This is a genomic window from Nocardia sp. CA-129566 (genome assembly GCF_050956075.1).
In the GTDB taxonomy this organism is placed as follows: Bacteria; Actinomycetota; Actinomycetes; order Mycobacteriales; family Mycobacteriaceae; genus Nocardia.
On record NZ_CP192085.1, the window covers coordinates 4,805,568 to 4,831,773 of the forward strand.

Below are 26,206 nucleotides of genomic sequence, written 5' to 3' on the forward strand. Positions count from 1 at the left end.
ACGACAGTATCTTTACGACCGACATACGAGTACCGGGCAGGTGGTGTGGTGCAGCAGGTCCCGGCTGGTCGATCCGAACATCAGCGCCGTCGCGGTCGGGTGGCCGTGGCTGCCGACGGCGAGCAGTTGCACCTCCTGCGCTATCTCCTTCAGCACCGTGCGGGCCAGGCCGGGAACGGGCATTTCCATGACCTCGACATCCGGATACTCGGTGCGCCAGCCCGCCAATGCCTCGGCCAGCACAGTTCGCTCCGTCTCGCCCCGGTCGAGATGGTGGCCCACCGGTTCGATGCGTGACGGCCAGCAGTGAACCGCGGTCAGTGGCACCTCGAGCGCCGCGGCGATCTCGAAACCGTGGGCCAGGGCCGGGATGCTGAGCTCGGTCCCGTCGACGCCGACCGCCACCGGCTTACCGCGCGGGATGGGCCTGCCATTCGCGCCACGCCATACCCCGACCGGGCAGTGTGCGTGCTGGGCGACGTGCACTGTGGTCGGCCCGAGAAGCCGCTCCCCGTAAGCAGTCCGTGCGCCGACGACGACGATGCGCGCATGCGCGCTCAATGCCACCAGTGCTTCGGCTGGCGGGCCTTCCGGACCTATCGCGTTGACGGTCAGATCAGGATCGCAGGTGCGCACGAGCTGGCAGGTGCGCTCGAGTGTCGCGCGGACGGCATCGGACAGGTGTGGCGAATGGATACGGTCGGCCAACTGGTGTGCGGGGCTGACCGCATGCGGCAGTGCGCAGGCGATCAGCAGCGGCGTGTGCAGCGCACCGGCCAGATAGGCGGCCCAGCGCGCCGCATTCAGCGCCGTCGGCGAATCGTCCACGCCGACAACGATCATGTTGCGGTCGGCCCTGGTACTCATCGCTCGCACTCCTTGCCGAGAGTCGCGCCACAACGGCTATGTCCGCCACTTCACCTTCGTCGCTCGGCCGCCCGCGCGGTAGGGGGCATCGGTGCCAGATGGCGCAGTCTTCGCTCTGTTCACCGGCCCATGTCCGGAAATCACATCGGGCCGCCCGGGCAACCGCCCATCAGGCTGCACATCTGACACAACATCTGCATCGGATTCATATCGTCGATTCCTTTATGAGGCCATGGGAGCGTGACGCCTATGCCGCTATCCGGAGTGGGTGACCATGGCGGGGCAATGGGCGTGCTGCACCAGGAAGCTGGAGGTGGAGCCGAGTAGCAGGCCGGTGAAACCGCCTCGGCCGCGACTGCCGACCACGACCAGTTGCGCGGATTTCGACCACTCCGTCAGCCGATCCATCGGACTGGTCCGGTACACCTTGCGGGTGACGTGGACATCGGGATACTTCTCCGTCCATCCGGCGAGTCGTTCGGCGAGCACCGCGTCCTCGGCGATTTCCAGACCGTGCCAATCGATATGGGAGCCGGCCTGTCCGGCGAATTCGCCGAAATGCCATTCGCTCCAGGAATGTAGGGCGATCAGCTTGGTCTCGCGGTCGGACGCTTCGGCGAACGCGGCCGCGATGGCGGACTCGCTGACGGGACTGCCATCGATACCGACGACGACGGGCCCGTCGTGGCGGATCTGTCGTTCGGCATCGGTCGGGCGGACCACGACGACACTGCCGTGCCCGTGGCTGGTGACCGCGAGCAGCGTGGAGCCCAGATGGGCGAAAATGCCCGCATTGCCGGTGGCGCCGAGTGCGACCAGGTACGCGGACTTCGACAGATCTATCAGCAGCCGGGCCGGGCTCGCGTCGGATACCTCGGTAGCGACCTCGACCTCGGGTGCGACGTCGTGGGCCAGCCCGCGGGCAGCGGTAACGATCTTCACCCCGCGGGCACGGACGGTTTCGACCACGGAGGTGGGGACCACATGGTAGCCGCCGAGCAGCGATTGGGTCGCGAGGAGATCCAGGCCGTGCACGATGAGCAGTCGACGGCCGCGCAGCGCGGCGACCTGCCCGGCCCAGCGGACCGCGAGGTGGCTCCCGTCGGACCCGTCGACGCCGACGACAACCGGTGCAGAGGCCAGCTGGTGTGGATTATCGCGCTGCTGAGAATTCATGGCGAAGCCCTTCGATCTGCGCTGAGCCGGATACCCGAACGGTACGAATTCCCGACGGATCCAACTGCTGGCGATGGTCCCCGATCCGTAGGCCGAAGGACGCTACTGCCATTGGGACACCGGACTGGTGGTGAGCGGAGGCTCGGAAAACCCGTGGCGGTGTCACTGTTCGGGATGCAGGATGCCGACATTCTCCGGTGTCGATGGCGGAATGTGGGTGTCATCGGTGTCGGCGACCAACTCGTTGCGCACCTCGACCACGCCGTCCACCGCCGTCGCGAGGGCGGTGATGACCTCGATCATGCTCCGCCGTTCCACCTTTCCGCGCAGTGTGGCGACGCCGCCGGATACCTCGACGGTGACATCGGTCGGTGGCACCCACATCGCCCGATCGAGTACCTCGGAGCGGATCTCGGCGGCCAGCTCGGCGTCGGCGCGCAGGTAGACCGACAGCAGGTCCTTGCGACTGACGATGCCGCGCAGTCTGCCATCGGCGTCTACCACCGGTGCGCGCTTGATGTGGTTGCGGGCGAGGATCGCGGCGGCGGCGCTGACTCGCGTGCCGGGCTCCACCGTGATCACCGGGGCGCTCATGAAGTCGGCGGCGGTCCGTGCGGTGACGCCGCGGCCGAAGAATTTGCGCCGCCACAGACGCCATGTCGAGGCCTGTGCGGCCACCCCGGCACTGGCCTGCTTGCCGAGCAGGTCGGCCTCGGTGACGATGCCGACCACCGAACCGTTCGCGTCGACCACCGGGGCGCCACTGACACGGCGTTCGGCGAGGGTACGGACCACCTGCGGGAGCGGTGCATCGACCGGGACGGTGACCACGTCGCGGGCCATGACATCGGCAACTCGTTGATGTCTCATGATCTATCCTCCCTACGATCGTGCCCGCTCAGGCTGAGTATGCGCGCCGCGTGATCGGCGCGGCAGGGTCGAAGTCGGACATTCGCCAGGACCTTCGACACCTGGTGAATTTCGGCCGTCCGTTGGGGATCGCGGCGCTCAATGCTGAAGCAGTGTCGGCACGTATTTCTTCGGGTTCTGCGGCAACCAGCACCTCTATCCCACGCTGCCGAGCGCGGTCGAAGCCATCCGGGCGGAGTGTGATGCGGGTCGGAGGACCCTAACGGTGTATGACTTTCGTCTCTGCCCACGGATCGGATCGAGCGGGATGCTCGAAGTTGTAGTAGAAGCCGTCGACAGAGGTGCCCCAGATGTCCGCCGTCATCCCGATCCACGACTCGTGGACTCGCCTCATCCGGCTGTGGTTGTTGCCGCTGCGAAGCCCGCGCGCGCCGATACGCCTATTGAATCGAAATGCATCACTGTTGCGGATCGTTGTGTTGCTCGCTGTGGTCGTCGCCGTGCCGATAGCGGGGGCGATCGGCACCGCCGTCTACTCCTCCGAGGCCGCCCGCATTCAGACTGAGCAGGCGACGAAATTCGTGGTCAGCGCGACGGTCACGACCCCGCCGGTGTGGACTCCGGCACGTCGTTTCGAGGCGACGGTGCAATGGAACGACAACGGCCGGGAAGGTATCGCGATCGTGCGGGTGCCCCGCAGTGCGGCCCTCGGCAAGGACGTGCCGATATGGCTCGGACCCGACGGCGCTCCGACATCGGCTCCACCGCGTCTGGCCGAGGCAGCACTGGCCGGTCTCGGCGCGAGCCTGGCGGCACTGGCCGGTCTCTGGTTGAGCGCATGGCTGCTGCTGCTCGCCGGGGGCTGGCTGGCGCCTCGGCAACAGAGCACCGGATGGGTCCGGCAGTGGCGCAATCTCGGTCGCCCGATTGCCGAGGAATGCCCGTGACGGGCGATTCCGCCCCACATTTGACAGCACTGGATAAGCCGATCCTCGCGGCCGTCGACGGGTCGGCGAATTCATATCAGGCCGCGGCCTGGGCAGCGGTCGAAGCCGCGCTGCACCACAGGCCGCTGCATATCCTCACCTCGGTAGCGATTCCCACCGGCTTCGGGCCGGGTGCACTGCTGACCGAGGACGATACCGAGTGGCTGCGGCGCGGCGGCGAGCGCATAGTTGCCGAAGCCGCTCGTGTGGCGCGCACCGCCGCGCCGGGGGAAGACCTTGCCATCACCACCGAGGTGACGTTCGAGCTGGTTCCGATGACACTGATCGAGCGCTCTGCACACGCCGGGATGTTGGTGGTCGGTAGCCGGGGCCTCGGCGCGTTCCAGCGTGGGCTGCTCGGCTCGGTCAGTACCGCCGTGACCCATCACGCGCACTGCCCGGTCGCGGTGATCCACGGGATGTCGGCGATCGATGCGGTATCGGCGACCCAGCCGGTGCTGGTCGGCGTAGACGGCAGCGCCAACAGTGTGCCCGCGGTCGACATCGCCTTCGAGGAGGCCTCCCGCCGCAAGGTCGACCTCATCGCTCTGCACGCCTGGAGCGACACCAGCGCAACGGACCTGCCCGTCGCGGGGTGGGATGCCGCCCACGATGTCGCCGAGGCCCTGCTCTCGGAGAGTCTCGCAGGTTTCGGCGAACGCTATCCGGACGTGGCGGTGCACCGGATCACCGTGGCCGACAGGCCCGCTCGCGCACTGCTCGACCAATCGGGGAACGCCCAACTGGTTATCGTCGGCAGTCACGGCCGCGGCGGTTTCTCGAGCATGCTGCTCGGATCGACCAGCAATACCCTGCTGCATTCGGTCGAGGTCCCGATGATCGTCATTCGCTCACGCTGATCGGGCCCTGGTAGCGGGTTCCGCGCTGGATCGTGTGCGGCATCGCTGGTCCTGCTGGGCACCCCGAACTTCGTAGCGCTCAGCCTGCGATTCCGCGTTCCGAACGAATCAAGCCTCGGCGACGCTCGGGAGGTTCGGCGCGCAAACCGCCTCGACGAACTCGCCGACTGTCGCCTCCGACAGGTGTCGTGCCAGGTCGGCTTCGGTGATGATGCCGGCAAGCAGGCCGTGCTCGGTCACCGGGAGCCGCCGGATCCGGAATCGTTCCATGAGTGCCACCACATCATCGATATCGGTCTCGATTTCGACCGTGTGCAACTCATCGGCACCCTGCGCCATTTCACCTGCGGTGGTTGTTTTCGGATTCGCGCCGACACCGACAACCTTGACGATGATGTCGCGGTCGGTCACGATGCCGACGGGACACCCCTCCCCGTTGCAGATCGGCAGCGCACCGACGTCATACCGGAGCATGCGCTGCGCGGCGGTGTCCATGGTGTCGCGCACGCCGATGCATTCCACATCGGACCGCATGATGTCTTGGGCGGTAGTCACGATGGGCCTCCTTGTGGCTAGTTTCCGGCTCTCCGCTCATCGTTCGATGGTGACGTTACGACGAACAGGGCCGAAGGTCACCGTATGGCCGGGCTTCGGCGGCTCGGTGGTGATGTGCGGAGCGGGCCCGCCTCACCGACCACCGCATCCGGTACACCCGGGATCTCCGACCCACCTAGAATTGTGGCCGAAAAGGCAGGTCGCATGTTCGATAACGGCAATTGGCTCGCCCGAATCACTGAGACCACCGCGCCCGCCGCGGTGGTGCTGATCCGCTTGTATGTCGGCGCGGTCTTTCTCTTCGAGGGCATTCTGAAGTTTCTGCGGCCCGATGCGCTCGGCACCGGCCGGTTCGACAAGCTCGATATCCCGGCGGCGGGGTTCGTTGCCCCACTCGACGGGATATTCGAAATCGGCTGCGGTGCGCTGATTCTGGTTGGTCTGCTCACGCGCTTGGCGGCGATCCCGATGATCGTGGATATGGTCGGAGCACTGCTGATCACCAAATTGCCCATCCTCTGGGGCGAGGCAGCATTGTTCACCGACAAGTCCGGGTGGTGGGACTTCGTGCACGAGTCCCGCGTCGACCTGGCCCAATTGTGCGGCAGCGTGTTCTTGCTCATCGTGGGGGCGGGTACCTACTCGGCCGATGCCGCGCTGGTCCGGGACGCCGGAGGCCGTCGATGAGCGCCACCTGCGGCCGCTGGGCCATCGGTACCGTCAGGACGGTGCGATCGGCCCTGTCAACGCCGTGCTCCACATGACTTACGGCTCTTGATCGGGCCGGTGAATCGCCCCAGGCTTGAGCTGTGGAAGCTGGCGAGCAGGCCGCGGGATTGATCGACGCGCGCCGATATGACGCGGTGATCTTCGATATGGACGGGGTGGTCACCGACAGCGCATCGATGCACGCCGCCGCGTGGACCGAACTGTTCGACGCCTTCCTGGCGTCGCGCCCCGCCGAGCCCGGGCAGGATCACTCGCCCTTCACCGCCACGGACTACCAGCGCTTCGTCGACGGTAAGCCGAGGTACAGCGGTGTCGCGGATTTCCTTGCCGCACGTGGCATTTCACTGCCCTGGGGGGATCCGTCCGATCCCGAGGGCGCCGCCACGGTCTGCGGCCTCGGCAACCGGAAGGATCATCTGTTCCGGGATCGGCTGGCCCGCAACGGCGTCCCCGTCTTCGAGTCCACCGTCGCATTGGTGCGTGAACTGCGCGGCGCGGGGATCGGAACCGCGGTCTTCTCGGCCAGCCGCAACTGTGCCCAGGTGCTGGATGCGGCCGGGATCGGGGACCTGTTCGCGGTAAGGGTCGACGGGATGGTCGCCGAAGACATGCGGCTGCCGGGAAAACCCGATCCGGCCATGTTGGTCGAGGCGGCTCGGCGGCTCGGCGCGAATCCGGGCCGCACGGTCGTCGTCGAGGATGCCGAGGCGGGAGTGACGGCCGGGCGGCGGGGCGGTTTCGCACTGGTGATCGGCATCGATCGAACCGGGCACGCCGATCAACTGCGTTCGCACGGAGCCGATGTCGTGGTTTCCGATCTGGCCGAGGTGCGGGTGCGGGCCGGGTTCCGGCGCATGTCGGAGATTCCCGGTGCGCTGGAATCCTGGCCCCGGATATCGGCCCTACTCGATACCGTCGATGTGGCCGTACTGATGGACTTCGACGGAACACTCGCCCACATCGTGCCCGATCCGGACGCCGCCGCACTCGTCGACGGCGCGGCGGCCGCGATCACCGAACTCGCCGGTGTCTGCCCGGTCGCGATCATCAGCGGTCGCGATCTCACAGACCTGCGCAAACGGATTGGGCTGGACGGGATTTGGTACGCGGGCAGCCACGGCTTCGAATTGCTCGATCCCGACGGCGGCCACCACGTGCACGACGAGGCACCGGCCGCCGAGCACGCCATCGCCGCTGCCGCAGACGAGCTCACCCACCGAATGGCCGATACTCCCGGAATTCTGGTGGAGCACAAGCGATTCGCCGTCGCGGTGCACTACCGCAACGCCGCGCCGGAGGTTGTGGCCCGCGTCATCGGCGCCGTACACGCGGTCGCGCAACAGTCCGGGCTCCGCATCTGCAACGGCCGCAAGGTGACCGAGCTGCGCCCCGATACGGACTGGGACAAGGGCCGGGCGCTGGACTGGATCCTGGAACAGCTTCCTCGCCCAGAGCTGCCGATCTACCTCGGCGACGATCTGACCGACGAGGACGCCTTCGACGCGGTCACGGCACACGGGATCGGAATCGTGGTGCGCCACAGCGAAGATGGCGATCGGCGCACGGCCGCCTGGTTCGCGGTGGACGGACCGAGCCGGGTCAGAAAGCTCCTCGACCGACTTGCCGGGACCTTGCATCGGGAATCCGACGCGGACGCGGCCGATGCCTGGACACTGGTCTTCGACGGTTACGACCCGCAGACAGAGAAACTCCGCGAAGCACTGTGCACCGTCGGCAACGGCTACTTCGCCACGCGTGGCGCGGCGCCGGAAGCACGGGCAGGGGAGCACCACTATCCCGGGACCTACGCAGCCGGTATCTACAACCGGCTCACCGACGAGATCGCCGGGCACACGGTTGCCAACGAGAGTCTGGTCAACCTGCCGAACTGGCTGCCGGTGTCCTTCCGGATCGAGGACGGCGGGTGGTTCGATGTCGACACCGCCGAATTGCTGTCCTACCGGCAGGAACTGGACCTGCGCCGCGCGCTGCTCACCCGCCGGTTCCGGTTCCGCGATGCCGCGGGCCGGATCACCACGGTCGAGCAGCGCCGGCTGGTCGCTATGCACCGACCGCATGTCTGTGCCCTGCGGGCTACGGTCGTCGCCGAAAACTGGTCGGGACGCCTCGTGATCCGTTCGGCGATCGACGGGGCCGTGCGAAATTTGTTGGTGGAACGCTATCGGGGGTTGTCCGGCGACCATCTCACCGGAGTCCGGGGGACGAAACTGTCCGCGGATTCGGTATTGCTGACGGTGCGGACCAGCCAATCCGGAATTCCGGTGGCGCTCGCCGCGCGCAGCAGGATCCTGCAGAACGGGGAAGTCACCGTCGGTGCCGGAGAATTCGTCGAACAAGACGCAGCGATCGGACACGATTTCACCGTCGAGGTGGCCGCCGGGGCGGCGGTCACCGTGGAGAAGATGGTCGCTGTCTGCACCGGGCGTGATCACGCGATCTCGACTCCGGAGGAGCAGGTGGTGCGCTGGCTCGGTGTCGAGGGCGGATTCGAGCAACTCCTCGAAGGCCATGTCGCGGCCTGGGAACGCCTGTGGGACCGGCTGTCCATCGAGCTCGCCGACCGCAAGAACGCGGCGCGTGTCCTGCGCGTGCATCTGCTGCATCTGCTACAGACGCTCTCGCCCAATACCGCCGACCTCGACGTGGGCGTCCCGGCGCGCGGACTGCACGGTGAGGCGTATCGCGGACACGTGTTCTGGGATGAACTGTTCGTCTGCCCGGTACTGAACCTGCGATTTCCCGCCCTGACCCGATCATTGCTCCGGTATCGCTACCGGCGCTTGCCCGAGGCGCGCCGCGCCGCGCACGAAAACGGCCACGCCGGTGCGATGTTCCCGTGGCAGTCCGGCAGCGATGGGCGCGAGGAAAGTCAGCAGTTGCATCTGAATCCACGATCCGGGCGTTGGAATCCCGACCCGAGCCAGCGAGCGAACCACATCGGAATCGCGATCGCCCACAACGTGTGGCAGTACTACCAGGTGACCGGCGACCGCGAGTTCCTCCGGGAATGCGGCACCGAAATGCTGGTGGAGATCGCCCGGTTCTGGGCCGGTATCGCCACCTACGACACCACCCGGGACCGCTACCGCATCCGTGGGGTGATCGGCCCGGACGAGTTCCATTCCGGTTATCCGGCACGGCCTTTCGACGGCATCGACGACAATGCCTATACCAACATCATGGCAGTGTGGGCATTGCGCCGGGCACTCGACGCACTGGACCTGCTCGCGCCGCGCGAACGCACCGAGTTGCTGGAAACCCTCGGTGTGCAGCCATCGGAGCCGCAGCATTGGGCCGATGTCGGCCGCCGAATGTACGTGCCGTTCCATGATGGCGTCATCAGCCAGTTCGAGGGCTACGACCAACTGGCCGAACTGGATTGGGCGCGCTACCGGCAACGGTACGGCGACATACAACGACTGGACCGAATACTCGAGGCCGAGGGCGACGACATCAATCGCTACCGGGCCGCCAAACAGGCCGACGTGCTGATGCTGTTCTATCTGCTGTCCGCCGACGAATTGCGAGAATTGCTCGGAGAACTCGGCTACGAACTACCCGCGGAAATGATCCCCCGCACCATCGACTACTACCTCGCCCGGACCTCGCATGGTTCGACGCTGAGCAGTGTCGTCCATTCTTGGGTACTGGCCCGCGCCAACCGGGACCGCGCCATGGAATTCTTCGACAGCGTCCTCGAGTCCGATATCGGTGACATCCAGGGCGGCACCACCGCGGAGGGTATCCACCTCGGCGCGATGGCGGGCAGCATCGATCTGCTGCAACGCTGCTTCACCGGACTCGAAACCCGTGGCGAACGTTTGATATTCGCGCCGCACTGGCCGCCATCGCTCGGTGCGCTGACGTTCCCGATCACCTACCGCGGGCACCGACTCCGCATCCGGGTCAGCGGTGGCGACATCGAGGTCCGGTCAGAGCCGGGAAACCTGCCACCGATCGAAATCGAATGCCACGGACAGATCGAACAGTTGGTCCCCGGCTGGACCTTCCGGGCTCGGGCCTAGCGCATCGCCCGGACCGGCCGGATATTCCGCCCCGGCCGGTGGGGTGCGCACGCTCGTCCGCGAGCGGACGTACTGGACCACACCTGGGGTGTCGGCAGTCTCTAGCCCGCACTCGGCAACCGGGCCGACAATGAACCTGTGACATCCGTGGATGGATGGAGGTGCGCCATGGGGGTCATCGAGGCATCCGGATTGACGAAGCGCTACGGCCGGACGCTGGCGCTGGATCGGCTCGATCTCGACATCTCCCGCGGTGAGATCTATGGCTTCCTCGGTCCGAACGGGGCGGGCAAGACCACGACGATCCGGGTGCTGCTCGGTCTGCACCGGGCGTCCGCGGGCTCGGTGCGGATCGCGGGCCGCGATGCCTGGTCGGACCCGGTCGCGGCGCATCGGCACTGTGCGTATGTGGCCTCCGAGCCCACCCTGTGGCCCGCGCTCACCGGCGCCGAAACGCTGGACTATCTGGCGAATCTGCGGGGTGGATGCGATCGTGCCTACCGCGACGTGCTGATGAAGCGTTTCGATTTCGATGCCGACAAGAAGGTTCGCGCCCTGTCCAAGGGCAATCGGCAGAAGGTGCAGCTGGTGGCGGCCTTTGCCACGCGCGCGGACATCCTGGTCCTCGATGAACCGACCTCCGGACTGGATCCGCTGATGGAGGCGGCGTTCCGGGAGACAGTTGCCCAGGCAAAGGCACGCGAGCAGACGATCTTTCTGTCCTCCCATGTGCTCAGCGAAGTGGAGGCGGTCTGTGATCGGGTCGGCATCCTGCGCGCGGGTCGGCTCATCGACGAAGGCACCATGGCGCAACTGCGGCATCTGTCGGCCCGCAGTGTCGAGGTGAGTTTCGCCGAACCCGATATCGATATCGAACCGCTACGCCACCTTGCTGGTGTGGAGGTCGCCGACCACGGCGATCATCTGGCGTTGCAGGTGCGCGGTGATATGGGACCGTTGCTCGCGGCACTGGCCGCGATGCCGGTGGTGACCCTCGACAGCCGGGAACCGAGCCTGGAAGAGATATTCCTCATCCACTATCACGACGGGACCACCGACTCCGGCCGGATCGAATCCGAGGCGCAGCGATGAACGAGGCCGTACGCGGCGGGGCGCTCATCGTCCGCGCCAGGCTGCGCGCCAACCGGATGTCGCTGCTCGCGATGACGGTCCTGACGGCGGTGATGTGCACAGCGCAGCTGCAGGCATTCGTCTCGGTATTCCCGGAAAAGGCCACGCGCACAGCGATACTCGGGCCGTTGGTCAACAACACCGCACTGCGGGTGCTGTACGGCTACCCCTATGACATCGCTGATCCGGCTGGATGGGTCGCGTGGCGCACTATGACTTTCGCCGGAATCATCATGGCGATGTGGGCCGCGATCATCACCACCGGGGCGTTGCGTGGCGAAGAGGACGCTGGCCGGGGCGAGTTGGTGCTCAGCGGACTGCAGCCGCGGCGGCGGTGGTTCGCCGCAGTGCTGATTGCCACAGCGCTACAGGCCATCGTGATCGGCGCGGTGAGTGTGTCCGCATTGGCGGCCGATGGCGTATCACAGCATCTGATCACCTTTGCCAACTGCGTGGAACTCGGCCTCCAGCTGGTAGTTCCGGCGTTGCTGTTCGCGGCGATCGCGGCGCTGACCAGTCAGCTGGCGGGCACCGTCCGGGCGGCCCGATTGCTGGCGGCCGGAATTCTGGTGGTCGCCTTCATCCTGCGCGCACCGGCCGATATCGGCTCCGGAATTCCGTGGCTGCGCTGGGTGACGCCGCTGGGTTGGTTCGAGCTGTTGCGCCCGCCCGCCGCGCCGTCGCCACTGGTACTTGCCGTTATCGCGGTGGGAATCGTGGCGCCCGTGGTGGTTTCGCTGCCGCTACTGGCGATGCGGGATGTCGGAAGTGGTGTGCTGCCGGTGCGCGACAGCAGACCGGCCCGCCGGGCGCTATTGGGTGCGTCATGGCAGGCCGCGCTGCGCGATGAGGCGGCGCATCTGGCTTTCTGGCTGGTCGGCACGGCAGCTTACGCATTGCTGATGGGCGCCATGGTGAAGACCGCGCTCGACTTCGTGCGCCGCACACCGGTATATGCCCAGTTCTTCGGCGACAAGATCGCCGTCGACGGCTTCATCGCCGCGTTCTATTCCCTGATCCAACTGATCGCCGCGCTGCTCGCAGTGACATTGCTGGTCGCCGCGCGCGGCGAAGAAGCATCGGGACGGCTGGAGATCGTACTGGCGATGCCGCGCTCACGGATCGGCTGGCTGTGCGGGCGGGCACTGCTGGCCGTCGGTCTCGCGATGGCGGTGTGCGTGATCGCCGCGCTGGCGATCTGGGCCGGTGCGGCGGCAACCGGCGTCCGAGTCGGGCTCGGTTCCCTGTTCGCGGCGGCGGCCAACAGCCTGCCGCTCATCGTGGTCACCGTCGGTGTCACCGCGGCGGTGCTCGGCATGGCGCCGCGCGCGGTCGCCTTCGTCTACGCGCTGGTGGCGACCGTCTTCCTGTGGGACGCACTGGGCAGCGCTCTGCAGGCGCCGAACTGGTCGTTGCAGCTGAGCCCGTTCCACGCGCTGGCCAGAGTGCCGATGCAGGACTTCGCACTCGCGCCCGCGCTGTGGATCACCGCGATCGGGCTGGGATGCTTCGGCGCCGCGGTGGTCGCCTTCCGCCGACGCGACCTCGCGATGGGATGAACGCGGCGAGCAGTGACACCTGGGGGCCAACGTCACCGTCCCCGGTTACCTTGGCATCTCCACCCCGCAGCGCGCCACCGATGAGAATTGTCGTTGTGGTAGGCAGTTTCCCAGCCGATGGCGCAGGCCGCGGCGGCTGCCGGGATAGGCGTCGGCGATGACCGGATTGGGCCCGCTGGATTCCGGCTTCATGGAACTGGAAGACACCGACCGCCACATCAGTCTCGGAATCGGTGCGGTGGCGATCCTCGCCGGTCCGGCACCTACCCGCGCGGAGTTCACCGCGGCGATGACCAGCAGCTCGGCCCGCAATATCCGGCTCCGCCAGCGAGTGCGCCGGGCAACCTTGGATCTCACCGCGCCGGTGTGGGAGGACGATCCGAATTTCGATCTGGCACATCACCTCCGGTGGACGGCGCTGCCGGAGCCCGGCGATGAGGCGGCGCTGCGCGAACTGGTCGCGACCGAATTCGAGGAAAGACTCGACCGCGATCACCCGCTGTGGCAATGCGTGGTCGTCGAGCATCTGACGGACAGCCGTTGGGCGCTGATCATCAAGGCCCATCACACCATGGTGGACGGGGTCTCCGGCATAAGCCTGTTCACGAGCTTCTGCGATCCGGAATCCGGCACGCGTGCACCGCGCACGAGCACCGGGACGCGGCGGCGAACGGGTGTGTTCGACATGGCCGCCCAGGGCATTCGCTTGTCGCTTGCCACGCCGAGGATGGCCATCGACCTGGCGCGTGCCCTGATACCGGTCGTTTCCGCCGCCGTCACGCCGACCGTCGAGTCCTCGTTCAACGGCCCGATCGGCCGACAGCGGCGCTATGCGGTCGCGCGCGCGTCACTGGCGGATATCGGGGAGATCCGTGCCGCCTTCGACGTGACCGTCAATGATGTCGCCCTCGCCGCCGTCGCGTCGGCCTACCGAACCGTGCTGTACGAGCGCGGCGAGGAACCGACCGCCGACAAGATCCGCATTCTGGTTCCGGTGTCGATGCGCCGCGAGGATGCGAAATACGTTCTCGACAATCGGGTTTCGGCCATGCTGCCGTACCTGCCGATCGAGATGTCCGATCCCGTCGAGCGGCTCGCCGCCGTCCACCGGCGCATCTCGCGACACCGATCGCGCGGTGAGGCCGAGGCCGAGAAGTCGGTGCTGTCGATGGCGGATCGGCTGCCGTTCGCGCTCGTCGCGTGGACGCTGCGGCTGGCGATGCACTACCCCCAGCACGGAGTCAGCGCCCTGGCCACGAACGTCCCCGGCCCGACGCACAAACTATCGCTACTGGGTCGCGAAGTCATGGAGATCCTGCCGTGCATCCCGATCGCCATGCGATTACGCACGACCATCGCGATCCTCAGCTATACCGACCGGTTGACCTTCGGCATCACCGGCGACTACGACACCACCCCCGATATCGACCTGATCGCCGAGGGCATCGAGCACACAATCACCGAACTGCTGGAGCGCGCCCGCACCGGGGTGGCTTCGGTCATCCGAACAGAGGACCTCGGACCCTAAGAGCTCGATCGGGTCGGAGCGATGGTGGTGCTGGGGAGGTGTCGGTGAGCCCCAGGTGCTGATCGATCGACGACGGAACGGCGGTGGGTGGTTCGGTGTGGTCGATGATTCCGATCGGGTGACCGTATTGCTCGGCGGTGACGTCATGCTGGGACGTGGCGTCGATCAGATCCTGCCGCATCCCGGAGACGCGACACTGCGTGAACCTTATGTCGATGACGCCCGGACTTACGTCGAGCTGGCCGAGCGGGCGAACGGGCCGATCCCGCAACCTGTGGACTTCGGCTGGCCGTGGGGTGACGCGTTGCCGATTCTGGAGACTCTCGCACCCGAGATCCGGCTGATCAACCTGGAAACCACGATCACCGCGGACGGTGAATTCGCCGACCACAAGGGCGTTCACTATCGGATGCACCCGGACAACCTTCCGGCGCTGACCGCGATCCGGCCCGATGTGTGCGCGCTGGCCAACAATCACATCCTCGATTTCGGTTGCCGCGGAATGAAGGACACGCTCGACGCCCTGGCGACCGCGGGTATTCGCGGCGTCGGGGCCGGAGCCGATGCCGAAACCGCGCTCCGGCCGACGGTATTGACCGTCCACAACGAACATCGTGCCGTTGTCGCGGCCATCGCGGCGCGATCGAGCGGTGTTCCCGGATATTGGGCGGCCCACAACGACCGGCCGGGTGTGTGGCTGATCGACGATTCATCCGCCCACCGCGCCGCGGACAATGTCGCGGCACAGGTGTTGGCGCACAAGCACACCGGCGATATCACGGTCGTTTCGGTGCACTGGGGCCCGAATTGGGGCTATCGGGTGGGGCTGAGTGAAATACAGTTCGCGCATCGGTTGATCGACGCCGGTATCGATGTCGTCCACGGGCATTCCTCGCACCATCCCCGCCCGATCGAGATCTATCGTGACCGACTGATCCTCTACGGCTGCGGTGACATCGTCAACGACTATGAAGGCATCGGGGGCTACGAGTCCTACCGAACCGAGCTGAGGCTGCTCTATGTCGCGTCGATTCATCCCGGTGGTGGACCGGCGGCATTGCGACTACTGCCATTTCGGGTGCGGCGTATGCGTCTCGAGCAGGCCGCGCGGGTCGACGCGCAATGGCTGTGCACCACAATCGAGCACATCAGTCGCCGATTCCGGACTCGTGTCGTGCGAGAACGCGAGGATCTGCTGCTCGTCGAGCAGGCTAAAAGTCGTTCGCGGATAATCTGATTCGCGTTCCGGAAGTGCTGCGGACCCGTCGGGTGGCACAGCTACCGCTTCGCCGAGCGCGTGTACTCGATTTTCGAGCGAGTGCGCCTGCTCATCCCTGCCCGGGTGCTGGGTTGAGCTTCGTGGCCAGCACCGCGGCCTGGGTGCGTCGTTCGATGCCGAGCTTGGTCAACAACCGGGAGACATAGTTCTTCACGGTCTTCTCGGCCAGGAACATGCGGCCTGCGATCTGCCGGTTGGTCAGCCCCTCACCGAGCAGTTCGAGCAGCGTTCGTTCCTGGTCGGTGAGCATGGCCAGCGGGCCGGTCTTGGCCGTGGCTTCCTCGCGCAGTTTCGCCATGAGCGCGGCGGCGGCTCGGTTGTCGAGCAGGGATCTGCCCGCGCCGACTTCGCGGATGGCGTCGATCAGCTCGAGGGTGTCGATGTCTTTGACCACGTAGCCGCTGGCCCCGGCCAGGATGGCATCGAGCATGGCCTGTTCGTCGGTGAACGAGGTGAGGATCAGGCAGCGTAGCTCGGGATGGTGGTTCAGCAGTTCGCGGCATAGTTCGATGCCGTTGCCATCGGGTAGGCGCACGTCGAGGACCACGACGTCGGGGCGCAGGGCCGGGATGCGCGCCATCGCGTGGGATACGGTGCCCGCCTCACCGATGACTTCGAGGTCGGGCTCGGCGCTGATCAGGTCGGCCACACCGCGACGCACGATGTGGTGGTCGTCGACCAGGAAAACTCTGGTCATTCCGCGGTGTCTCCGTGCAACATTCACTCAGCGTAGGGTGCGGCTCGCGATCGCGGGCCGGAGTTCGACGCCTGATCGGTGACCGAAGCCCCTTGCCTATTCGGCGTGAACAGTGTTGTGCCACGCGCACAGTGCCGCGGTATCGGCGAGCATCCAATGTCCAGGTAGGTGGCGCGTCCGCTCGGCGCGTTGTCATCGGTGAAAAGGTCACCGGGCCATCGAGTTGTGGCCTTTGGCCTCTTTGGCGCCGTCGTCGGCGAATGCGAGCGTAGCGGCATAGATGTTGGCGTCGAGGACAAGGAAACAGCAATGGCTGGTAGGCATCCTGATGCCGACAGCGTGCGGGCCGCGTTGGCGCTGGCCTTGCGTGCGCCGTCGGTGCACAACACTCAGCCGTGGCAGTGGCGCGTCGGCGACACCACGGTGCATTTGTACGCCGATGACAGCCGTCGGCTGCCGCAGACCGATCCGGATCGACGCGATCTGATGATCAGTTGCGGGGCAGCGCTGCATCACTTCCGGGTGGCCGCGCGCTCGTTCGGGTGGGACACCGTCGTGCATCGATTCCCGAATCCGGCCCAGCCCGACCATCTCGCGGCCATCGAGTTCGCCCCGGTGACACCGGACGCCGATATGGTCGCGGCGGCCCGGGCGATCAGCCAACGCCGTACCGACCGGCGGCGGGTCACATCGTGGGAGATACCGGCCGCCCACATCGCCGTGATCATCGCGGCGGGTGTCGCCGAGGGGGTGCTGGTCAGTGAGGTACCCGGCGGCTCGACCCGCATCGGGCTCGTGCGGGCCTTCCAGGATGCGTCGCGTCAGCATCACATCGACAGCGGCTATCAAGCCGAGCTGGCCGAGTGGAGCGGACGTCACGCGGCCGAGGAAGGGGTGCCCGCACGCAATGCCGTGGTCGCCGCGGATCCGCTGACCCGCGAGTTCCGCAGCCCAGGGCTGACCGAGGCGGTGATCCAGGATCTCGACGACGGCGGCGCCCTGCTGGTGGTGCACACCGCCTCCGATGACTCGCTGTCCCGATTGCGCGCCGGGGAAGCCACCAGCGCGGTGCTGCTGGCCGCCACCGGGATCGGATTGGCGAGCTGTCCGCTCACCGAACCGCTGGAACTGCCGGGCACCCGTGATCTCGTGCGTGCGGATGTGCTCTCCGACAGTGGATTCCCACAGGTCATCATTCGAATCGGCTGGGCGGCCACCAGCGCGGCACCGGTTCCGCTGACCCCGCGCCGCGCCCTGGACGACGTGGTGCGCCCCTTGTGACTTCGCGGTGGCCCTGGCGAGCGGGACTGTGTGACGGACCCACCGAAACAAAGGACTTTCGACCGCCGGTCGGTCGGCCTTGTCCTCTCGTTGCTGGACCCGGCCGCCGCGCACAGTCGAGACATGGACTTTGTACGTGACATCGCCGCTATCGGACTGGCCGACGAGGTCGAGGCGGGTGGAAAGGGCGCCAATCTGGGGGAGCTGACCGCTGCGCGGCTGCCCGTGCCCGCGGCGTTCGTCGTGCTGCGCTCGGGCTATCTGGAGGCCATGCGCCGCAGCGGGGTGGCCGACGATCTGGCCGCGGAGCATCGCGCCGCGCTGGCCGCCGTCGGTGACCAGGCCGAACTCGCCCAGCACTGCGATCGGCTGCGGGCGCTGGTGGCCAAGGCGGGCATGCCCGAGGACCTCGAACAGCAGATCGCGCACGCCTATGACGGACTCGGCGGCGCGGACGGGCCCGCGCTGGTCGCGGTTCGTTCCTCGGCCACCGGGGAGGACAGCGCCTCCGCGTCGTTCGCCGGGATGAATGTGACAGCGACAAACGTGCGCGGCGCTGCGGATGTCGTCGAGGCGGTGCGCTCCTGCTGGGCGTCGCTGTTCAGCCCGCGTGCCGAGACCTACCGCGCCGAACGCAAGTTCACCGGTGAATCGGCCATGGCCGTTGTGGTGCAGGTGATGGTCGCCGCCGAACACAGTGGGGTGGCATTCACCGCCGATCCGGGGACCGGCGACGAGAGCCGCATCGTGATCGAGGCGGCACGCGGGCAGGGCGAGGTCGTCGTCTCCGGAGCCGTCGAGCCCGACCATTATGTTCTCGCCAAGCAGGATCTGCGAATTCTGGAGTCGCATATCGGAAAACAGGGCTTCGCGATCGTTCGCAGCGTGGACGGAACCGGCGACCGGACCATCGAGATCGACGCGGACGACCAGGGGCGGGCACTCGACGATGACCAAGTACGCGGGATCGCCCGACTTGCTATCGCGGCCGAAAGGCACTACGGCACACCGCAAGACGTGGAGTGGGCGATCGAGGGCGACCGGATGTGGCTGGTCCAGGCCCGCCCGATCACCGCCCTCGGTACGGCGCAAGCGCCGCGCGCCGACAGTGGCGGTAAGGCGCTGGTGACCGGGTTGGCCGCCGCGCCGGGTGCGGCCAGTGGCGCCGTTCGGGTACTCGCCGAACCGTCCGAGGGATATCTGCTGCACGACGGAGAGATCCTGGTCGCCGAGATGACGACGCCGGACTGGGTGCCGACCATCCGCAAGGCCGCCGCACTGGTCACCGACAGCGGCGGCGTCACCTGTCACGCCGCCATCGTCGCCAGGGAACTGGGTGTGCCCTGCGTAGTCGGTACCCGCACAGCGACAAAGGATCTCGCGGACGGGCAGATCGTTACCGTCGACGGCGGACGGGGCCGGGTCGTCGCGGGCGCGGTCACCCGGCCGGTCCGTGCCGTCGAGGCGGCCGCTGCGCCACGGGCGACCGTCACCACCGCCACCAAGATCTACGCCAACCTCGCCATGCCCGATATCGCGGAAGCCGTTGCGGCACAGGACGTCGACGGCCTCGGACTGCTGCGCGCCGAGTTCCTGCTGACCAGCGCGCTCGGCGGGCGACACCCGCACGACCTGATCGCCCGCGGCGAGCAGGAAGCCTTCGTTACCCGGATGGCCGACTCGCTCGGCGGGATAGCTTCGGTCTTCGCGCCCCGTCCGGTGATCTATCGCGCAACCGACCTGCGCAGCAACGAATTCCGCGGACTGACCGGCGGCGAGCAGTACGAGCCGGTGGAGGACAACCCGATGATCGGATATCGGGGCTGCTTCCGCTACATCCGCGAGCCGGAAATGTTCGCGCTCGAGTTGGCCGCGCTGGCTCGGGTGCGCGAGCAATACCCGAACGTACACTTGATGATTCCGTTCGTGCGCACCCGCTGGGAACTGGAGGCATGCCTCGAGCTCGTCGACGCCAGCCCGCTCGGACGGGCCCGTGGTCTGCATCGCTGGGTAATGGCCGAGGTGCCCTCGGTCGTGCACTGGCTACCCGAATACATCGGCCTCGGCATCGACGGCGTCTCCATCGGCAGCAACGACCTCACCCAACTCGTCCTCGGCGTGGACCGCGACTCGCAGCTGTGCGCGGAGGTTTTCGACGAGACCGATCCGGCCGTGCTGGCCGCGATCGAACAGATCGTGCGGACCGCCCACGCCCACGGCATCACCTCTTCGTTGTGCGGCCAAGCGCCCTCCACCCGCCCCGATTTCGCCGAACACCTTGTCCGCATGGGCATCACCTCGATCTCGGTCAACCCGGACGCGATCGACACGGTCCGCCGCACCGTGGCCGCCGCGGAACGCCGAGTGCTGTTGGACGCCGCCGCGTTCGCTATGTCGCCCGATCTGCCGGGTTGGGGGAGATCAGGCCGAGATCGCCGTCGTAGCGGCGATACAGTAGATGGCCGCGACCGTCGGCCAGGTCGGTGAAGAACAGGAACGGCAGGCCGTGCTCGCACAACCATTCCACCGCCGGGTCCTCCGAGAGGACCGGCGGCGGACGCGAGGACACCGTCAGTGACAGCGCCGCCGGAGGGTTCGGCAATCGCGGCAGATGCTGATGCCGCTGTCGAGTCAGCCGCAACCCCAAGGCAGCGGCCCGATAAACGATCGCATCCTCGCCGGTCTCGGCGTCGGTGAACAGGTGCACGTCGTAATCCATTGCGTCCATTGATGCAACCGCCACACCGACATCTGCTCTTGCCAGTGCGTACGGCTTGCGGCGCGCGACCGTCCCTGCCCCGGGTACGGCCAGCGCGGATCGGGTCGGATCGGACCGAGTCCACGGCTGCCACGGTCCCGATAGTCGGGAGATCTGTTTGTCCAGCCGGTCGACCGCGGGCAGCACCACACCCTTGCCGGGGACCATCGTCTGGATGCGGGTCGGCGTGCCGAGTACGCGCAGATTCACCTGCACGAGCATCGGGCCGTCATCGCGGTTCGCACCGGTCACCCGGACCCGCGCCCCACCGGTGACTCCATGCCGCGCCAACAGCCGGCCGACCGCACCACCTATCCGTTCGATCTCGAGATCCGCGATGCGACCCCGAGTAGAGACAACAACATCGGGAAACGCCCGATACTCACTCGGTCGCGGCGTCGGCACGGCGATATGCCCCCCTTACTTCTCTGATGATGACAGCATTCGGCAGGCATCCCCAGATTCACCCGCGCTCCGCCGACCCGAAAGAGCCAAAGGTCCCATGACCAGATGACCGAGGTCCCCCGATGGTCGAAAACCTCTGGGCCTCAGTGAGTTACCGCGTACAGGCCGCCGTCCGTCGCGGTGGGGCAGGTACGGATGGCGGCGTACCGGCCGCGAGTATGGGGGTCGGCCGAATGGACCAACGACCCTCGTGTGGGCGACGTCGGGACCTTTCGGTGGGCGTGCCGGGTTCGCGAGTCTGGAGTGGTCCGGCAAGGAGATTCCGATGGTGTTCGCCACGAAATTCCATGTCCGACAGCTGTGCCCGGTCATGGTCGTACCTCCCGATTAGGCGGTGACAATGTCGAACTCCGACGATCCCTTCGCCCACGCCGTGCACACCGCGCATGTGTGGCTGCGGCGCATCACCGACGACCTGGCAACCGAAGACCGCGCCTTCGCCCACCGGGTCACCCGCGCCTGGCTGCACACCGTGCGCGACCGGCTCGAGATCGGTGACGCCGTGCATCTGAGCGCACAACTGCCCGAATTGCTGCGCGGCATCTTCTTCGAGGGCTGGAAACCCGCCAAAGTCCCGGTTTCGCATCGTGTTTCGGAGTTCCTCGAGCAGTTCGCGGCCGAAGCGGGTGTTACCGAGGACGAGGCCGTCGGTCTGGCCTGGCTGGTGACCGACGCACTGCGCGACCTGTGCTCGCCGGGCCAGCTGGACCGGGTAGCCGCGCTATTCCCGGCTGATCTGCGCAACGTGCTGTTCGGTGTCAACACGGGACCGTTCGATGAGCAGAACAACGAGGACACGGTCGACAAGGTGTGACCGCCGCTGACGCGGTCAGCCCGATACCGGCTCCGCCTGCCACCCGGTCAACGAACCGACCTCGGCGCAGACCGCCGAAACCGACCCGTTGCCCGGCGGCCGAGGGGACGGCCGTGGCGGTACGCCACCCAGGCAGCGGGGACGAACGTCCTCGGTGAGCGGGTCCTCGGGCTCTGGGACGAGGACGTGCGTCGGCGGATAGTCGAGACAACCGGCGTCTCGTCGCCTGTGAGAACGGAAGGTGCCCCTGATGATTCGGATGGATGGGCTGACGAAATACTACGGTCGCAAACCCGCGCTGATCGATGTGAGCCTGCAGATCCCGCCCCGGGTCGTATTCGGCTACCTGGGGCCCAACGGCGCAGGCAAGACGACCACGATTCGAATCCTGGTCGGACTCATGCGCCCCACGCGCGGTTCGGCGTCGGTACAGGGTGCGGACACGGTCCGTCAACGCGAGGCGGCCCAGCGCTGCATCGGCTATCTGCCCGGACAATTCGTCGCCTACCAGGATCTGTGCTTTCGGAGGTGCAGGCCGTCGCCGACACCGTCGCCATCCTGCGGGAGGGACGAGTGATCGCCGAACACTCGGTGGCCGAGCTGACCACCCGGGCACGCCACCGTATCGACGTCACCTTCGCTGGCAAGCCACCGGACCTGGGCGCGCTGCGCCGAATCGATGGCGTGCGGCGGGTCGAGCCGAACACCGTCGCCGTGCACATCGACGTGGACGGTTCGACCGCCGAACTGATCAAGGCCATCGCGCCCTACGACGTGGTCGACATCGTCAGCCATGAACCGGATCTCGAAGAGGTCTTCCTCGCCTACTACGGAAAGGACTGAAAGACCATGCTGCGCAACGTCTATCTGAAGAGTCTGCGCGATCAGCGGCGCGGACTGATCGGCTGGAGCATCGGGATCGTCGCGCTCGTGCTGATGGAAAGCGCATTGTGGCCGTCGATCTCGGATATGGCCGGCCTGCACGAGTTTCTGGCGAACTATCCCGAGCCGCTGCGCAAGCTGTTCGATCTGGACGCCTTCGGCACCGGCACCGGCTTCCTGAACGCGGAATTGTTCAGCATGTTGCTGCCGATCCTGTTCCTGGTCTTCGCGATCAGCCGCGGCGCGCGGGCGATCGCGGGCGAAGAGGAACTCGGCACACTCGAGGTGCTCTTGGTGACCAGGGTCTCGCCGGTGCGCTTGGCGCTCGAACAGGCGGCCGTACTCGCGACCACCGTGCTCACGCTGGGTGCGGTGCTGTTCAGCGCGATCGTGGTGTGTTCGGCGATCTTCGGTCTGGACATCGCAATCGGCGCCGCGCTGACCGGAGCATTGTCGATGGTGCTGCTAGGCATCGAATTCGGCTGGCTCGCACTGGCTGTCGGCGCGGCTACCGGCAAACGGACTGCCGCACTCGCGATTACGTCGGTGTTCGCGGTCGGCGCATATGTGCTCTACGTCGCGAGCAAACTGGTCGAGGCCGTGCGGCCATGGGGACCGGCGTCGCCATTCCATCAGGCGATCGAGGGCGGCCCACTCGGCGCCGGGCTGCCCGCGGCATACGGCTGGCTGGCGCTGGCCGGTGCGGTGGCACTGGTGGCCGCCCTACCGGTCTTCGACCGCCGCGACATCGCGGGGGTGTGACGAGCGATGTCACACGCAAGGGCACTGGCCTGGGCGAGGATCTGATCACCATGGCCGTGCATCGCCTCGATGACCGAGGACACCACGGTCAGGTGGCTCCCGAGGACCCCGCGCGTGACCGCGAGGTCGAGGCCGTGCACGATCAGCAAGCACCGTCACTTCCGAGCCGCCGTTTCGGCTGCCCAGCGGACGGCGGCATCGGCGGGCGCGGACCCATCGGTCCCCACCACCACCGCAGCCGATGCCAGTTGGTGTCGATCCGCATCATGTCTCATTCCGCTGCCCCTTTGGGTCGCGATATTCGAGTCGGCGTGTAGGCGTGTATCTCCTCGACGGCGCGAACCAGAATGCTACGGAACGGATTGCGGCATTCACTGCCCAGTCCGATCTCTGTGGCGACCTGACGGGCCATCGGCGACAACCGAGGGAAGTAGCGTGTACCGGGCCAGCGGTCCGGTGAGGTAGCGGCGGCCGTCCCGCCGGTAATGGTCACGCGCCGCGAGCGCCGTGAGTACGACCGGGCCGCAGCGGCGCCAGTCCGCCGCCGCCGCCGACGATCACGGTGTCGATCGCGATGCTTCGCCTGTGGCCTCGGCGGCGGCTTGCGGTGCGCGCTCGCCGCCGAGGCGAAGCACGGTGGCGAAGCCTGCGGCGAGGCATTCGGTCAGGGTCGCCAGGTCGGGAATCGCAGCGGTGTCCGCGTTGATCGCGACGTAGCAGGTTCCGGCGTGCGATATCAGTGTCACGTTGACGGCCGTGCCGATGGTGGGGCCGAAAGCGTACATACGGTCGATGCGCGCCCCGGCGACATAGAGGGGCACCGGAGAACCCGGGACGTTGGAGGCGACAAAGTCGACATGCTTGAGCATTTTGGTGACCGCTCCGACCGGCAACCGGTTGAACGCCGCCGCGACAGCACCGGACAGCGGTATGGCCGGCTCGCGGCGCCAACCGCCGACTGCGGCGTCCACGGCCCGCATCAAGTCTTCGGTCTCGGCGATGTCGACCGGCAATGCGAAACGAGCGAGCGTGATCCGGTTGCCACCGAGCCGATCATCAGCCGTTCGCAGGCTGATCGGCATGGTCAGCCGCAACTGGTCGACCTTCGCCCCGTGCCGCTCGTGATATCTGCGCAGTCCGATGACGACCGCGGTAAGGAAGGCATCGTTCATCGTGCAGCCCACAGCACGCGCGGCGCTGCGCATTTGATCGACGGGTGCATCCAACACCGCCAGTCGGCGACCGAGACTGCGTTCGATCATCACCGGCGACAGCGTCGCGGTGATGGGCTTGGCAAGGCGGACCACCGAGGTCGCAAGCGCGGCGCTGTCGCGTACCGCCCGCGCGGGATGAACGAGAACTCGCCACGCGGTGTCCGGCGTCGCCCGGATACCGCCGCGAAGGAGATCCGAGCCGACCGCCCAGTTCCATGCCACGATATCGCGCAGCGCACCGTCATGATCATGCCGGGGCTCGGGCGGATGGCCGCGATCAGTGCCCGCACGATCGAAATCGAGCAGCGCTGCGGCGATCTGAATGCCGCCGATACCATCGGTGAGGCTGTGGTGCACTGTCATCAGCAACGCGCATCTCCCACCCGACAAACCACTGAGCAACGTCGAGCGCCACAGGGCACGGGCCGGATCGAAGGCGGTCATCGCCTCGGTGCGCGCGAATTCGAGTACCGCGGACATGGTCCCCGGTTCCGGCAGCGCAACCCGTCGCAGGTGCCAGGACAGGTCGAAACCCTGATCGAGCGTCCACCTGGGCGGGGCGAGACCGAACGGCGCGGCGACCAGCCGATGCCGCAACCTCGGCACGAGGCGGGTGCCGCGATCGATCGTCTCCACCAGGCGATCCCAGTCCGGATCGGTATCGAGGATCAGAACCGAGACGATGGTCGAACGCAGGACCGGATCCCGCTCCATGCTCCATGAGAACAGGTCCGATTGCGACATGTGGGATTCGCGGGGGCCCATCGCCTGCTGCCTTCGTCTTCGCCGTGGTACGTCGTACCGCTTCGCTTCTGCTTCCTCAGACCTCCACGGTCCGTCTCGATTCCGCCGACCAGCGAACATCGCATCCCTGGGCCGGGCAGCCTGCGTCGGCCCGAAGGGCGGTATCCATACCACTGAGCATGCTCGGTCCCGGCCGAAGGCAACCGATGAGGAAGACCCCTATGTCGAGGCCCTTCGTCCTCTCCCCGAGCCACTGGCGGGCCGGGAATCACCGGCTGGCGAATCGGACGATGACGGCTGGAGGTCCCGATTGGACTAAGGGATCAGGTCCAGCACGGTGGTGAATTTCACCTGCATGATCGCGGTGTCGATCGCCACCGCAGAAGCCAGGACGAGGCTTGCCATTGGTTCGCACAAGGGCTTGTCGATCACCAGCGTGTAGGTTTCGGCCGACACGATAGCCTGTTCCAGGCTCTCCGCGGCTCGGATGATCCGGGCGATTTGCGCGTCGGCGTGATCGACGATCGTGAATATTCGCGGTTGGAGCAGTTGATCTGCGTGGATCGTCCCGATCCGGGTGCCGTCGGCGAGCAGCGCGAAACGCTTTTTACCCATCCAGTTTCCTGAACAATCCGTCCGATCGGCTGTCCCGCGGGCCCGTCGACGATGACCGTCGACTTGAACACTTTGCGTGGCCGTGTCACCGTCAGCACCATATTGTCCGAGGCATCTCGCATCTCGAGCCGGTGGGTGAAGAAATTGTTCAAGTCACCGAAAAAGCGCGTGGCCTTCTTCAGTTGACTCTGACCGACCTGCACCACGGACCCGAGCCGCTGTCCGTTCTGGTCCAGCACCGCATACTCGGTGGACATCTCGATCAGCTTGGGCTTTTGATCGATCACTAGCACCGACTCGGTGTAAAGCGTTCCACCACAATGTCGTTCGGCCCTGATCGGTTGTTCGGAAATTGCCATTGCCTCCTCGTGATACGGTCCGGGGAACC

Annotated in this window: 24 protein-coding genes and 1 pseudogene; 16 read left to right on the forward strand and 9 right to left on the reverse strand. The window is 66.6% G+C overall.

The window, feature by feature from the left end:
• Positions 1–12 precede the first annotated feature (12 nt).
• From ACQP0C_RS20800 to ACQP0C_RS20810, 3 genes are all read right to left on the reverse strand, one after another.
• Complete coding sequence (locus tag ACQP0C_RS20800; protein ID WP_433722189.1) at positions 13–867, reverse strand: universal stress protein; 855 nt, start codon at positions 865–867, stop codon at positions 13–15.
• Between the two features lie 255 nt (positions 868–1,122).
• Entirely contained in the window at positions 1,123–2,043 is a 921-nt protein-coding gene (locus ACQP0C_RS20805; protein WP_433722191.1) for a universal stress protein, read from the reverse strand.
• A 162-nt stretch (positions 2,044–2,205) separates the two neighbouring features.
• Positions 2,206–2,913, reverse strand: a complete 708-nt coding sequence (locus ACQP0C_RS20810; RefSeq protein WP_433722193.1) for a CBS domain-containing protein — start codon at positions 2,911–2,913, stop codon at positions 2,206–2,208.
• A gap of 350 nt (positions 2,914–3,263) precedes the next feature.
• On the opposite strand from ACQP0C_RS20810, the gene ACQP0C_RS20815 reads away from it, so the two are divergent.
• Positions 3,264–3,860, forward strand: a complete 597-nt coding sequence (locus tag ACQP0C_RS20815) for a hypothetical protein (protein ID WP_433722195.1) — start codon at positions 3,264–3,266, stop codon at positions 3,858–3,860.
• Positions 3,857–4,759 carry a universal stress protein gene (locus ACQP0C_RS20820; protein ID WP_433722197.1) on the forward strand — a complete coding sequence of 301 codons (903 nt, stop codon included), beginning with the start codon at positions 3,857–3,859 and terminating at the stop codon, positions 4,757–4,759. Before ACQP0C_RS20815 ends, ACQP0C_RS20820 begins: the two co-directional genes overlap by 4 nt.
• Positions 4,760–4,867: 108 nt before the next feature.
• Here the strand turns inward: ACQP0C_RS20820 and ACQP0C_RS20825 are convergent, their stop codons facing one another.
• The gene (locus ACQP0C_RS20825) at positions 4,868–5,314 is read right to left on the reverse strand and encodes a CBS domain-containing protein (RefSeq protein ID WP_433685291.1); all 447 of its coding nucleotides are present in this window, start codon (positions 5,312–5,314) and stop codon (positions 4,868–4,870) included.
• Between the two features lie 204 nt (positions 5,315–5,518).
• Between ACQP0C_RS20825 and ACQP0C_RS20830 the strand changes: the two genes are divergently transcribed.
• The 6 genes from ACQP0C_RS20830 to ACQP0C_RS20855 all read left to right on the forward strand — a co-directional run bounded on the left by ACQP0C_RS20830 (position 5,519) and on the right by ACQP0C_RS20855 (position 15,544).
• Entirely contained in the window at positions 5,519–6,001 is a 483-nt protein-coding gene (locus ACQP0C_RS20830) for a DoxX family protein (RefSeq protein ID WP_433722199.1), read from the forward strand.
• A gap of 188 nt (positions 6,002–6,189) precedes the next feature.
• A complete protein-coding gene (gene otsB / locus ACQP0C_RS20835; RefSeq protein ID WP_433734606.1) occupies positions 6,190–10,089 on the forward strand; it encodes a trehalose-phosphatase in 3,900 nt (1,299 codons plus the stop codon).
• Positions 10,090–10,257: 168 nt separating this feature from the next.
• Positions 10,258–11,181: an ATP-binding cassette domain-containing protein gene (locus ACQP0C_RS20840; protein WP_433722201.1), complete on the forward strand. Its 924-nt coding sequence runs from the start codon at positions 10,258–10,260 to the stop codon at positions 11,179–11,181.
• Entirely contained in the window at positions 11,178–12,779 is a 1,602-nt protein-coding gene (locus ACQP0C_RS20845; RefSeq protein ID WP_433722203.1) for a hypothetical protein, read from the forward strand. Before ACQP0C_RS20840 ends, ACQP0C_RS20845 begins: the two co-directional genes overlap by 4 nt.
• 157 nt (positions 12,780–12,936) lie before the next feature.
• Positions 12,937–14,307 carry a wax ester/triacylglycerol synthase family O-acyltransferase gene (locus ACQP0C_RS20850; RefSeq protein WP_433722205.1) on the forward strand — a complete coding sequence of 457 codons (1,371 nt, stop codon included), beginning with the start codon at positions 12,937–12,939 and terminating at the stop codon, positions 14,305–14,307.
• A 97-nt stretch (positions 14,308–14,404) separates the two neighbouring features.
• Positions 14,405–15,544 carry a CapA family protein gene (locus ACQP0C_RS20855; RefSeq protein WP_433722207.1) on the forward strand — a complete coding sequence of 380 codons (1,140 nt, stop codon included), beginning with the start codon at positions 14,405–14,407 and terminating at the stop codon, positions 15,542–15,544.
• Positions 15,545–15,635: 91 nt separating this feature from the next.
• Here the strand turns inward: ACQP0C_RS20855 and ACQP0C_RS20860 are convergent, their stop codons facing one another.
• A complete protein-coding gene (locus ACQP0C_RS20860) occupies positions 15,636–16,283 on the reverse strand; it encodes a response regulator transcription factor (protein ID WP_433722209.1) in 648 nt (215 codons plus the stop codon).
• A 309-nt stretch (positions 16,284–16,592) separates the two neighbouring features.
• On the opposite strand from ACQP0C_RS20860, the gene ACQP0C_RS20865 reads away from it, so the two are divergent.
• Complete coding sequence (locus ACQP0C_RS20865) at positions 16,593–17,564, forward strand: Acg family FMN-binding oxidoreductase (RefSeq protein WP_433722211.1); 972 nt, start codon at positions 16,593–16,595, stop codon at positions 17,562–17,564.
• 123 nt (positions 17,565–17,687) lie between these two features.
• Positions 17,688–20,051 carry a phosphoenolpyruvate synthase gene (gene ppsA, locus ACQP0C_RS20870; protein WP_433722212.1) on the forward strand — a complete coding sequence of 788 codons (2,364 nt, stop codon included), beginning with the start codon at positions 17,688–17,690 and terminating at the stop codon, positions 20,049–20,051.
• Here the strand turns inward: ppsA and ACQP0C_RS20875 are convergent.
• Positions 19,954–20,727 (reverse strand): sigma 54 modulation/S30EA ribosomal C-terminal domain-containing protein, encoded by a 774-nt coding sequence (locus ACQP0C_RS20875; protein ID WP_433722214.1) that lies wholly within the window; start codon positions 20,725–20,727, stop codon positions 19,954–19,956. The genes ppsA and ACQP0C_RS20875 overlap by 98 nt on opposite strands.
• Before the next feature lie 400 nt (positions 20,728–21,127).
• On the opposite strand from ACQP0C_RS20875, the gene ACQP0C_RS20880 reads away from it, so the two are divergent.
• From ACQP0C_RS20880 to ACQP0C_RS20900, 5 genes are all read left to right on the forward strand, one after another.
• Positions 21,128–21,601 (forward strand): DUF2267 domain-containing protein, encoded by a 474-nt coding sequence (locus ACQP0C_RS20880; protein ID WP_433722216.1) that lies wholly within the window; start codon positions 21,128–21,130, stop codon positions 21,599–21,601.
• A 250-nt stretch (positions 21,602–21,851) separates the two neighbouring features.
• Entirely contained in the window at positions 21,852–22,178 is a 327-nt protein-coding gene (locus ACQP0C_RS20885) for an ATP-binding cassette domain-containing protein (protein ID WP_433722218.1), read from the forward strand.
• Positions 22,175–22,444 carry a hypothetical protein gene (locus ACQP0C_RS20890; protein WP_433722220.1) on the forward strand — a complete coding sequence of 90 codons (270 nt, stop codon included), beginning with the start codon at positions 22,175–22,177 and terminating at the stop codon, positions 22,442–22,444. The genes ACQP0C_RS20885 and ACQP0C_RS20890 overlap by 4 nt, the downstream gene beginning before the upstream one ends.
• A gap of 6 nt (positions 22,445–22,450) precedes the next feature.
• Complete coding sequence (locus ACQP0C_RS20895) at positions 22,451–23,245, forward strand: ABC transporter permease (protein WP_433722222.1); 795 nt, start codon at positions 22,451–22,453, stop codon at positions 23,243–23,245.
• Positions 23,242–23,562 carry a hypothetical protein gene (locus tag ACQP0C_RS20900; RefSeq protein ID WP_433722224.1) on the forward strand — a complete coding sequence of 107 codons (321 nt, stop codon included), beginning with the start codon at positions 23,242–23,244 and terminating at the stop codon, positions 23,560–23,562. Before ACQP0C_RS20895 ends, ACQP0C_RS20900 begins: the two co-directional genes overlap by 4 nt.
• On the opposite strand, the pseudogene ACQP0C_RS20905 reads toward ACQP0C_RS20900, so the two are convergent.
• The 3 genes and pseudogenes from ACQP0C_RS20905 to ACQP0C_RS20915 form a co-directional block, all read right to left on the reverse strand.
• Positions 23,562–23,733 (reverse strand): annotated as a pseudogene (locus ACQP0C_RS20905) (Ni/Fe hydrogenase subunit alpha); the annotation flags it as partial. The gene ACQP0C_RS20900 and the pseudogene ACQP0C_RS20905 overlap by 1 nt on opposite strands.
• A 69-nt stretch (positions 23,734–23,802) precedes the next feature.
• On the reverse strand, positions 23,803–25,203 hold the full coding sequence (locus tag ACQP0C_RS20910) for a wax ester/triacylglycerol synthase domain-containing protein (protein WP_433722228.1): 1,401 nt from the start codon (positions 25,201–25,203) through the stop codon (positions 23,803–23,805).
• 315 nt (positions 25,204–25,518) lie between these two features.
• Positions 25,519–25,818 carry a hypothetical protein gene (locus tag ACQP0C_RS20915; RefSeq protein WP_433722230.1) on the reverse strand — a complete coding sequence of 100 codons (300 nt, stop codon included), beginning with the start codon at positions 25,816–25,818 and terminating at the stop codon, positions 25,519–25,521.
• A 131-nt stretch (positions 25,819–25,949) separates the two neighbouring features.
• Between ACQP0C_RS20915 and ACQP0C_RS20920 the strand changes: the two genes are divergently transcribed.
• Positions 25,950–26,108: a hypothetical protein gene (locus ACQP0C_RS20920; protein WP_433722232.1), complete on the forward strand. Its 159-nt coding sequence runs from the start codon at positions 25,950–25,952 to the stop codon at positions 26,106–26,108.
• The last annotated feature ends 98 nt before the right edge of the window (positions 26,109–26,206 follow it).